This is a genomic window from Streptomyces sp. NPDC056987 (assembly GCF_042673865.1).
Classification (GTDB): domain Bacteria; phylum Actinomycetota; class Actinomycetes; order Streptomycetales; family Streptomycetaceae; genus Streptomyces.
Genome location: NZ_JBHURV010000092.1, coordinates 1 through 1648 on the forward strand (window position 1 = coordinate 1; position 1648 = coordinate 1648).

General features: G+C 62.7%; 1 protein-coding gene. It reads right to left on the minus strand.

Going from position 1 to position 1648, the window contains the following annotated elements; genetic code table 11:
• Positions 1–1648: condensation domain-containing protein (locus ACFTZC_RS41930; protein ID WP_382899362.1), on the minus strand; the 1648-nt coding region annotated here is incomplete at both ends.

Sequence of the window (1648 nt, forward strand, 5' to 3'; positions counted from 1 at the left end):
GGACGGCGGAATATCGCACGCAGTGTTGTTCCACTCAGTAAGGATCTGCGCACGTTCTGCTGAGGCCAGCACATCAAACTCACTGAGCCGCAGGTTGGCATTGCCCACGATGGCTTCGAGAATGCGGTGCAGCCGCCCTGCCAATAAAACAATGGTGTCGTGGTCGAACAGGTCGATGCTGTACTCGATCGTGCCTTTGACGCCGAGAGGTTCACCATCGGGGCCAAATTTCTCGCGCAGTCCGAACAATAGGTCGAACTTGGCTCCGTTCTGCGGATAGGGCTCGGGCTGCACGGTCAGACCGGGCAGACCGACTGTGGTGCTGGCGAGGTTGCTGTTGAACGCCATCAGCACCTGGAACAGCGGGTGCCGGCCGGCAGATCGGGCCGGGTTCAGTTCGCGGACGAGCTGCTCGAACGGGACGTCCTGGTGTGCGAAGGCCGCCAGGTCCGTCTCGCGGATTCGGGCCAGCAACCCCGCGAAGGTCGGATCACCCGAGACATCGGTCCGCAGGACAAGGGTGTTCACGAAGAACCCGATCAGGCCGTCCAACGCTTCGTCGCCACGACCGGCAATGGGGGCGCCGATCGGGATGTCAGCACCACCGGACACCTTCGCCAGCAGCAACGACAGCGCCGCTTGGAACACCATGAACGGGGTAGAACCGGTCCGACGCGCCAAGTCCGCCAGTCCCGCGTGCACGTCGGCGCTCACCACGAAATCGACGGCACCACCCTGGTAGGACGCCGCCGCGGGACGCGGACGGTCGAACGGCAATCCGATCTCGTCCGGCAATCCCGCCAGGACGTCGGCCCAGAACCGCATCTGGCTGGAACCGGCACTGTCCTGGTCACCGACCTTGCCCAGCAGTTCCCGTTGCCACAACGTGTAGTCAACGTACTGCACGGGCAACGGCGACCAGACTGGCGCATCACCACTGCACCATGCCGCATAAGCCCTGCCCAGGTCCTCCGCCAACGGACCGAGGGACCAGCCGTCGCAGGCAATGTGGTGGATCACCAGTGCCAGTACATGTTCGGTAGGGGTGATTCGGAAAAGTGTTGCCCGGAACGGAATTTCGCTGTCCAGGTCGAACGAATAGGCGACTGCCACACTCAGTCGATCCGCCAAGTCACAGACATCGACGGTATCGACAAATATCATCGGGTTCGCGGAGTCGGCCGGAATCACCTCCTGGACTGGATTTCCGTCCACCTCAGGGTAGACGGTGCGCAGGATTTCGTGACGACGAACAACATCGGCCAGCGCCGCGACAAGCGCCTCGGAATCTAGGTGCCCGGTCATGCGCTGGACGAGGGGGACATTGTAGGTGGGGCTCGGACCCTCCAGACGGTGCAGGAACCACAGCCGCTCCTGCGCGAACGACAGCGGAATCTTGGCCGGGCGCGGTCGCGTCTGCAAAGGAATACTGGATCGAATTGCCGTCTCAACAGCCGCGGCGAGGCCGGCCGGGGTTCGCCGCTCGAACAAATCGCGAAGCGGCAGGTCGACCATGAGCCGTGCGCGGATCCGGCTCACGATCCTGGTGGCCGTCAGTGAATGGCCGCCCAGGGCGAAGAAATCGTCGTCGACGCGAATTTCGGGCCGATGCAATACTTCGGAATAGATTTGGCAGAGTGCCTTTTCT